Source organism: Streptomyces sp. NPDC052107, assembly GCF_040680215.1.
Taxonomy (GTDB): Bacteria; Actinomycetota; Actinomycetes; order Streptomycetales; family Streptomycetaceae; genus Streptomyces.
The window spans coordinates 1-8,772 of sequence record NZ_JBFAWG010000164.1 but is presented as its reverse complement, the minus strand read 5'-3'; the positions used below and the strand labels follow the sequence as shown (position 1 = coordinate 8,772).

7 protein-coding genes and 2 pseudogenes are annotated in these 8,772 nt (G+C 67.1%); 6 read left to right on the top strand and 3 right to left on the bottom strand.

Annotated elements, in window-relative coordinates; all coding sequences use genetic code 11:
- Positions 1-386: 386 nt before the first annotated feature.
- Positions 387-974 carry a TetR/AcrR family transcriptional regulator gene (locus AB0M27_RS45455; protein ID WP_075033913.1) on the bottom strand — a complete coding sequence of 196 codons (588 nt, stop codon included), beginning with the start codon at positions 972-974 and terminating at the stop codon, positions 387-389.
- A gap of 347 nt (positions 975-1,321) precedes the next feature.
- Here AB0M27_RS45455 and AB0M27_RS45450 point away from each other — a divergent pair, with 347 nt between their 5' ends.
- A complete protein-coding gene (locus AB0M27_RS45450; RefSeq protein WP_031026510.1) occupies positions 1,322-2,071 on the top strand; it encodes a glucose 1-dehydrogenase in 750 nt (249 codons plus the stop codon).
- A gap of 953 nt (positions 2,072-3,024) precedes the next feature.
- On the opposite strand, the pseudogene AB0M27_RS45445 reads toward AB0M27_RS45450, so the two are convergent.
- Positions 3,025-3,414 (bottom strand): annotated as a pseudogene (locus AB0M27_RS45445) (aldehyde dehydrogenase family protein); the annotation flags it as partial.
- Positions 3,415-3,482: 68 nt separating this feature from the next.
- Between AB0M27_RS45445 and AB0M27_RS45440 the strand changes: the two are divergent.
- The 3 genes from AB0M27_RS45440 (at position 3,483) to AB0M27_RS45430 (ending at position 5,890) form a co-directional block, all read left to right on the top strand.
- Complete coding sequence (locus AB0M27_RS45440) at positions 3,483-3,770, top strand: transposase (RefSeq protein ID WP_365731866.1); 288 nt, start codon at positions 3,483-3,485, stop codon at positions 3,768-3,770.
- Positions 3,771-3,775: 5 nt separating this feature from the next.
- Positions 3,776-4,351 (top strand): hypothetical protein, encoded by a 576-nt coding sequence (locus AB0M27_RS45435; protein ID WP_365731864.1) that lies wholly within the window; start codon positions 3,776-3,778, stop codon positions 4,349-4,351.
- A 1,254-nt stretch (positions 4,352-5,605) separates the two neighbouring features.
- Positions 5,606-5,890, top strand: coding sequence for a hypothetical protein (locus AB0M27_RS45430; protein ID WP_365731862.1), 285 nt, complete (start codon positions 5,606-5,608; stop codon positions 5,888-5,890).
- Between the two features lie 157 nt (positions 5,891-6,047).
- On the opposite strand, the gene AB0M27_RS45425 is transcribed toward AB0M27_RS45430, so the two are convergent.
- The gene (locus AB0M27_RS45425; protein WP_365731860.1) at positions 6,048-6,677 is read right to left on the bottom strand and encodes a hypothetical protein; all 630 of its coding nucleotides are present in this window, start codon (positions 6,675-6,677) and stop codon (positions 6,048-6,050) included.
- 326 nt (positions 6,678-7,003) lie between these two features.
- Here AB0M27_RS45425 and AB0M27_RS45420 point away from each other — a divergent pair, with 326 nt between their 5' ends.
- Together AB0M27_RS45420 and AB0M27_RS45415 are read left to right on the top strand one after the other, a co-directional pair.
- Entirely contained in the window at positions 7,004-7,891 is an 888-nt protein-coding gene (locus tag AB0M27_RS45420; protein WP_365731858.1) for a hypothetical protein, read from the top strand.
- A gap of 206 nt (positions 7,892-8,097) precedes the next feature.
- A pseudogene (locus AB0M27_RS45415) lies at positions 8,098-8,684 on the top strand (integrase); the annotation flags it as partial.
- Between the last annotated feature and the right edge of the window lie 88 nt (positions 8,685-8,772).

The window sequence follows — 8,772 nt, the reverse complement described above, 5'->3', positions numbered from 1 at the left end:
CCGAGACGCTTCGCAGCCTTGGACATCCGCAGCAACTCCATGCACAGAACTATACGAGCACAACACCCGGGATAGCTAACGAAGTTGTTGAGCCTGGAGACTTTGCCGTCAGGGCCCGTGCGCAATGGGCCGGCGCCGTCGGCTGCCGGAGCGTCGTCCGGCCCGCGTTGCGGCGCAGTCGATGGCGCAGCCGCCCGGCCGGAGTGCCTGCTCAAGGGCATGGTGAAAGGGGCAGGCCGTCAACCGCGCTGGGGCGGGCGCCCGGGCCACTCGTGGGGGTGCTCGGAGGGCAGGTAATTCGCGTGCTCGCAGCCGACTCAAGCGGGCCCACTCGGGTCCCTGCCGGTCGGCACGTCACCTGTGAAGGGTGCTGGCCCGCAGGATGGTCAGTGTCGGGAGAGCTGCTTGAGGGCGGCCTGGCTTATCTGCAGCAGAGCTGAGCCGTCCATGCCGGTCTTCGCGAGAAACTCGATGCCCTGCATGACGGCAAGGAGCAGCCGCCCGACCTCCTGGGCGTCCGCCCCCGGTTCGACCGTCCCCTCGTCCTGGGCTTCCTTCACGCAGGCGATCAGAAGATCTTCGACCGCTTGGTAGCTGCTCCGGGCCCGGGAGACGACGTCCGGATCATTGCTGTGCAGCTCGGACGTGCTGTTGACCAGAAGGCAGCCGCGCCGCTGCGGGTCCTCCGTGAATCCCTTGGCCACGCCCTCAACGAGCAGGGTCAGGCGTTCGAAGGCCGTACCGGGCCCGGTCAGGACCGCCCGGACGCCGTTGAGCTGTTCGTCGCGGTAGCCGTCCAGCACGTGCAGGAACAGCTGCCGCTTGTCGCCGAAGGCCCCGTACAAGCTCCCCTTGCCCAGTCCGGTGGCGTCCGTCAGGTCCTGCAGTGACGTAGCCGCGTACCCCTGATTCCAGAACTGCTCGCGCGCAGACTCCAGAACCTGGTTCTCGTCGAAATTCCGTGGTCGTCCCATGTTCAACAGCATACGTCCTTCTTGACCTATCGGTCCAGATCGTGAGCGCCCGGCTGCATGCGGCACACAGGGGGACAGGCTGGGTGGTGGCGAAGTGTGTGGCGCACGACTCCCCCCGGCGCCCCGGCGCCCCGGCGTCCTAGCGTCCCGGCGGGCGGACCGGCGTCGGCCGGCTCGTTGCTGCTCGGCGGTGTGGATGCAGTCACGTTTTTGCCCGAGCGGTCCATAACGTGGTTCTTTACCGTACAGTCCATAAGTGGTCCGGGGCTGTCCGCTCCGGGCTGTAACACTGCAGCGACACATGGTGCACGACTTTTGGCGTTTGCACCGGACAGGGATAAGCGATCATGGGACAGCTTGACGGGAAGACGGCAGTCGTCACCGGAGGCAACAGCGGAATCGGACTGGCCACAGCCAAGCGATTCGCGCGTGAGGGCGCGCACGTGTTCATCACCGGCCGTCGGCAGGAGGCTCTCGACGCCGCGCTGGCCGAGATCGGTGGGGAAGCCACCGCCGTCCGGGGCGACGTCGCGAACCTCGCGGACATCGACCGCCTCTACGCGGCTGTCGCCGAGCGGGGCCGGTCCATCGACGTACTGTTCGCCAACGCGGGCGGCGGTGAGTTCGCCGCGCTTGAGCAGGTCACCGAGGAGCACTTCGACGCCACCTTCAACATCAACGTGCGAGGCATGCTCTTCACCGTTCAGAAGGCAATTCCGCTGCTCAACGACGGCGCCTCGGTGATCCTGACCGGATCGACTGCTGCCACCTCAGGTGGCGCCGCCTTCGGCGTGTACGCCGCGTCCAAGGCCGCGGTCCGCTCCTTCTCCCGCACCTGGGCCAACGAACTCAGCGGCCGCGCAATCCGAGTGAACACCCTGGTGCCCGGCCCGATCGTCACCCCGGGCATCACCGGCCTGGCCGCGGACGCCGACCAGGCCGCGAAGATGAGGGACGCCTTCGCCAGCCAGATACCGCTGGGCCGGATGGGGCACCCGGACGAGGCCGCAGCCGCCGCGCTGTTCCTCGCCAGCAATGAGAGCAGCTTCGTCACCGGATCCGAGCTGTTCGTCGATGGCGGACTCAACCAGATCTGAGCGCCGCAAGACGATGCGCTTGCCCGTCCCAGCGAAGACAAGAGTGTGACCGCGTCGCGGTCACACCGGTAGTCACACCGAACCTTCGGGCGAGCGCAGCCCCGCCGGTGTGCGGGCACACGGCGACCCCCGGAATCGGCTGAGGGCGTGGAGTCGGACGCCGTACACACAGATGATCAGCAGAGCACCGTCGCCCGGCGGTTTTGGCCAGCGGCGTTGCCGACGACCGTGCGTGCCGCCGCAGCCACCGAGTTCATACAGCCGTCGGAAGCGCCAGAAGACATGGGGCCTCTCCGGCAGGGCATCTCAGGGCACGAAATACCTCGAGTCCCTCCGTCGCTGCGGCCATAGGAAAGACGTGTGCTTCTGGGCGCCGGCACCGGCGTAAGCGACATGAGTGGGGCCCGGCCGTGAACGGCCGGGCCCCATTCCTATGGTCCGTGCGAGTCAGATCACCACCGCTGACCTCGTCCGCGGCCGCCACCCGCGCGCGAGTAGAGCGTGACGAACCCGAGCAGTCACAGCACCAGGACGGCGGGCGCCACCCGTCAAGGGGTCTTGACGATGAAACGCACCGAACGAGGCGCGTGCGAAAGCTGAACGAGCAGCTGGGGAGTCATGGTTGTCGACCTCGTGTGCCATCACTTGGTCCACTGTGGCTCCTTCGGTCCATGGCCCGGCTGAGAGGACCACGGGATGCCGAACTGCTCAGCCGGATCTGCACAAGGGGCGGCGACGGCGGGTTCGAGCCGGACGCCGGCCTGCCCTCCGCGACCACCGGCGCCGAGCATGCAGCACGACATCTGATGAACTGGCGCTGCTCGGTCCGCAGACTTGAACGAACCGCACAGCGGAGCCACCCACAGTCCTGTCGTACTGCACGGCTCTCGTACGCCCCCTCGCACCGTCGTTCCCGGCGAGCGTTCGCCTCGCAGGGGGCTGTGAGCGAACTGCTATATCGCCAGGTCAGTAAGGACCAGCACGCGCTCGTAGGTGTAATCCGCCATGGCGAACTTCACTCCTTCGCGGCCGACACCAGACTGCTTGACCCCGCCGTAGGGCATCTGGTCGGCGCGACAGGAGGGCACGTCGCCGATCACGACTCCGCCGACCTCCAGAGCCCGATGTGCCCGGAAGGCAGCCTGCAGGTCGCGTGTGAACACACCCGTCAGCAGGCCATACTTGGAGTCGTTCACAGCGGCGAAAGCCTCGGCCTCACCGGACACCTTGAGGACCGTGAGAACTGGCCCGAAGACCTCCTCGCAGGCCAAGGTCGTGTCTGCCGGAACATCCGCGAGGACCGTAGGCGCGTACGAAGCGCCCTCTGAAGTTCCCCCGCTGAGCTGGACAGCCTGATACTGGGACGGTTGGGTCCCGGAGGAAGCAGTCCAGGTTGAGTGGCAAGAGCTACATGAGTAAGCGGTACACGCCCGAGTTCAGGCGGGACGCGGTGGAGCTGGTCCGCTCCTCCGGTCGGAACGTGACCGAGGTCGCCCGGGAGCTCGGCGTGAGTGCCGAGGGGCTGCGCGGCTGGGTCAAGCAGGCGAAGGTCGACCGGGGCGAGGGTCCCGCTGGCGCGCTGACCAGTGATGAGCGGGACGAGTTGCGGCGGTTGCGTCGTGAGGCCGCCGAGTTGAGGAAGGCGAACGAGATCCTGGTAAAAGCGGCGGCCTTCTTCGCGAAGGAGATCGTGAAGTAGGCGAGGTGTGCCTCTTCATCGAGGTGTTCGGCACCGACCTGCTCGTCCTGAATGCCGGCGAGGCGCCCGTACGGATGCGGGAGTACCACCGCCACCGGCAGGAGAGGGCCCAGGCCGAACTCGGCGACGAAACCCCCGCGCAGGCGATCAACCACGGGCCCACCTTCGACGAGCTCAGCAGTCTGCCTGAGGAACTCCGCGACGCGGACACCGTCGCCGTGATCTTCGAGGAGACCGAAGGCCTGTGCTACTACGCCGACTTCGGCCACCTCGACGCGCTGTTCACCGACCCGGCCCTGACCCGTGACCGCACCTGCCTGAACCGGCTCAGGCAGTACCTGAACGACGACTTTGTCGCTCCCATGGTCATCCGCCGTCTGGACCAGCGGTATCCCGACAACGCAGACGTCGTCTTCCGCGCACTCCTGCGCAAGCCCACCTTCGCCTGGGAGCGCGACGGGGAGGAGCTGCTGCGCCGCCGCAAGCCGGTGCACTTCGCGCACGAGGCCCTGCCCAGCCTCACCCCGGTCGGCGACCGCCTCGCACAACTCCTGCCCACGCAAGGGCGCACGGCGCGATGAGGCTGTCCACTACCGCACTCGACTCCCTGGTCGCCGAGGCCATCATCGATGCCTAGGACGAACACGCACAGCTCGCCGCCTTCCAGGCGGCCGTCGAGGACCACCTGGCCCTGCCGTTCACCACTGTCGTGCTCGGCATCCCCGTGACCGTCACGGCACTCCAGGACCGGCAGTGGCATCGCCGCCTGGTGCAGACACGGCCGGCACGCTCAGGCGATCGGCATCCTCGAGCTACCGCCGCCCGACCCCGCGCCCGAGGGATGGGCCTGGGTGGAGGCGTACCGGCACCGGGCGACGTGGTGTTTATCGTCGCTGCCGTTTCAAGCGGACGCGTTCGGTGAGGGTTTCGCCTGGTTTCCCGGTCGTTCCGGGCTCGTGGTGTGGGGCTGGCCTGCGCTTCTTCGATCCGGGTGGGCGTGCGGGGACCTGTCGTCGCTGCTGATCAGCTTGTTCCTCGGATGGTTGTTACCCACTTTCGGGTCTCGGCTGGATGGTGGGATGGGGCCGCGGAGCAGCGTTCGTTGCGGTGGCGCGGCCTGATGGGATATCAAACGGTGGATTTTGCACATTGATGGAGCATGCAGGTAAGAGCCACGGAATTATGGGTGATCTGTAATATCACTCGCGTATTGCGCGTACTTGCCGCGTCGGCGGGGAGGGTGTGGTGCGCGGCCAGCCGGCCGTCAACGCCCTCGCGTAAGCCCTGCTCACGGCCTGCGGTAGCGGGAGAGGGTTGCGCCCGCACCCTGCAGGGAGAGCCCGTGTGTGTATCCGCTTTCGTGCCCGACGCCGGTGAAACGGCGCGTGCGTGTACTGGCACGCACGAGGCAACGCGCCGGCGCGGTGAACCCTCGGTCAGGGCGCCTTCTCGACGAAGGCCGGCCACCGGGACCTGGCGCCGGTGACTGACGAGGCGAAGGGCCCGCACCGAAGGCGCCTCTGGAAGCGTCGGCGTCGCCTGGATCGTGCGCTTGTGGCGAGGCTTGGATTCTTCGCCACCGGTCCACTTTTCAGCCGTCGACGGCCGGCGGACGCCTATCGCCCCGATGGCGACCGGTACGAGGACCAGGCGGAAGCGGACTGCCCTTGGTGTCGATCACTGCAATGCGCCGAGGAGACGGCCGCCGGCAGTCGGCTAAACGATCCGCCCGCCGCGCCAGAAGGCGATGACCGGTAGCGAACCCGGCACACAGCACACTCGGCCCCGGCGGCGCGGGGCGTGCGAACGAAGCACACGCAGAACGGAGCGAGATCATGCAGACCACCACCGCATCAACCGATCGAGCGTGGGACCATGCCCCGGCGGACGACTTCCTGCTGGCACCGCCCAATCCCGAAGAGCGCATTGCGTGCCGCGTCGATCCTCGCGACCTGCGGCGCCTGAACCTGTACGCAGCGCTGACCGCGGCTGGATTCGCCCCCTGGCCAGGAGACCGGGAAGCGATCGAGAAGCTCAGTACACTGCCCGACAGCGTGCACGAAGCCCTGCACCACTGGCTCAGCTCCGGCAGGTGGCGGTTCACCGCCATCGAGCTGTAGCTCAGGCACCTGCGCAAGCGCCTTAGTCCCCGGCATCGCAGCCGCCGGGGACGGAGAGCGGAACGATTCATCCCATCCTGGCCCGGCTCCGGCGGGCCCCTCTTTTCGGCCTGCTCCGGCGGCGCGTCCTCAGCAGCCCGTGAGTGCCAGACCGAGGTCAGTACCAGCGACTGAACGCAGCAGCACCGGACCCGGCCTCTGCGGCATATCGAATAACCTGGAGGGGCGCGTCGATGAGTTCCGCCGCATCGTCGTCGGGCGTGTCGCCCATCGCGGTCATCCAGTCGGCAATCCGGGAGAGGGCGGTGCCTCGCTGGGCGTCGGACATGATCAGGGCTTCCTCAACCCGAGGCAGAGCGGCCCGAACCTCGTCGGCGGAAAGCAGAAAGTTCCCGAACCAGCCGGGGAGCATCGCCGATCTCTGAGCGCCAAGGCCGTAGTACAGGGCCGCCACTGGATTAGCCTTTCGGGCAGTCGCAACGAAGAGACCAGCGCCAACCGCCTCGGGCATCAACGTCATACTCGCGTCCTGCATCGCATCCGTGGCCGCAGTGGACACGTTGGCGTCCTCGATGAAGTCCGCGAATCGATGGGCGACCGACGTGGGCACCAAGGTTCTGGAAGGACCCTTGGAACGCTGGAAAAACGTCTCTCCATCGCCACCGTTCAACCACCAGGCCAGCGCCTGGCTGAAATTCCGCGGTTTGTCCCAGTCGCCGGGCTGTATGAGAGGGACGTAACGGTTCGGAAGTTCCCGAGCCTCCGCGTCAGGGATGACGCCGACCACCCACGCCCCTGTCGAGCCCACCCTCACCCCTCTCAGCCTGCGGGGCAACTCTATCCGCTTGGTCGACCGGACCGCCGGAAGACGGCGACCTGGTGCTCCTCGGCTGGCTCCCACCTAACTGGTTCCCAGTCCAGGAGACCTGGGCCTGAGGACGCGAGCTCCTCGCCGAGGACCGCCACGAGCGCGTCACCGACGATAACCAGGCTCTACGGTGGCTATCTTGCCTGGCCAATGCCGAGTGGGAACCATGAGAGCAACAGACAGGCCGGGTTCCCGGCAGGCACATGACGCGATGCCGGGCGGCTCGGTACGGGGAGGGGTTGCGCATGTCCGTGCCAGGGAGCGGGTCGGCCGAGCCTGGTGTGGCTCATCGTCTGAGGCGGCATCTGACACGCTTCGAGTCCGCGGCGACGCGGTTCTTTCTCCTTGGAATCTTCGTCGTCGGGCTGACTGCTCAGTTCGTCACACCGCTCGGAGACGCCCTGCAGGGCAAGGCGTTCCTCGGTGGTGCGCTGCTCGGCCTCGTGGCGTACGTGCTGTACGACGCGGTGAAGGATCTGGCCGCACCGCTTCGGCTGCCTGAGCGGTCACAGGTGGGGTCGCGTGAGTTGGGCCGATTCGTGAGCGAGGCCTTCCAGGCCCGGACGGTGGAGATCACCTTTCTCGGCTATACCGGGGAGACGATCTTCGGCGCGCTTCACGGCCGCTTGGAGGAGCTGGTCGACGATCCCGGACGGACCAGGCGTGTCCGCATCAGAGTGCTTGTTCCGGATTTCGGGCAGCCCATGACTGTCCCGTCCAGGGTGGGCCCGAACGGTGAGCCGCTCGACGACCCCGCACTCCGGCGAGTCCAGGAACTGAGGTGCCGGGGGTACGACCGGTCGATGTCCGGGCTCGCGGAGCGGCTCAACAGGTTGGGACGGGTGATGGTGGAGAGCGAGTTCCGCCTCTATCCCGGGATACCGAGGGACAAGGTCTGTATTTTCAACCGGGAGTTGATGCTGCACGGTCTTTACGATGTGGTCGCCCGCTCGATCCAGCACAGCTCGGGCCCTGAGTGCTACGACCCCAGGGGCTACCGAACCGACCTGATCGTCTGGTCCGCGAGGGAGGCAGACGGCACCAGGGCCGCTGTCGCCGCGTGGAACAAGCACCTGGACGGTTTGTGGAGTCTGGCGACGGTGCCACCCTGGCGGCGAGCGACGGCGACGTGAGCAGGGGCTTTTCGCCGGGCAGTGCCGTCGTGGTGGCTCGTTTGGCGAGCCCGCCGCGAGGAGACGGGCTTCACTCAGCCCTGTCCTTGCCGAAAACCTTATCCGCCCAGGTGGGAGGCTGTGGCTCACCTCCGCGGAGCTTCGCGGCTGACGCTCTCGCCGGGATGCTTGCGCTGACGCTGATCAGCACGGCAACGTGATGAGTCGTGCTGCTGCGACTGGCCTACCTCGGTGTGAGGAATGCGCTCGCTCTGTTCCGCCTGCTGCCGATGAGTGATTGGGACAAGGGCGTTGAAATCCTCGCCATGCGGCATCAGATCGCGGTGCTGGAGCGCCCACTGGGTAGGCACAGGCCGCGGTTCGAGGCGGCTGACCGGGCGTTCTTGGCGGCGCTGCTGCACCGCCTCCCGATGGATGTGCTGCGCGGGGTGTGGCTGCTGGTGCGCCCGGAGAGGGTGATGAGCTGGCATCGCGACGTGGTTGTACGGAGGCATGCCGCTCAGTGACGACCCAAGCGCCCGGGCCGGCCGCGGACCGTGCAGTGCGTACGCGCCCTCGTCCTCCGCCTCGCACGCGAGAACAGCAGCTGGGGCTACAGGCGCATACACGGCGAACTGCTCGTCCTGGGCATGAAGGTCGCCGCCTCCACCGTCTGGGAGATCCTGAAGGAGGCCGCATCGATCCAGTGCCCGAGCGTAGTTCCAGTACATGGGCTGACTTCCTGCGCTCCCAGGCCGATGCCCTGCTCGCCTGCGACCTCTTCGAGGCGGTTACCGTCACCGGTGTCAGGCTCACCAGTTGGATTAGCGAAGCGTAGTGAACCTGTGGCAGAGTGCTACGCGCACGCCCGGCGCCCAGGCGACGTCGGGCACCCTCCTCGG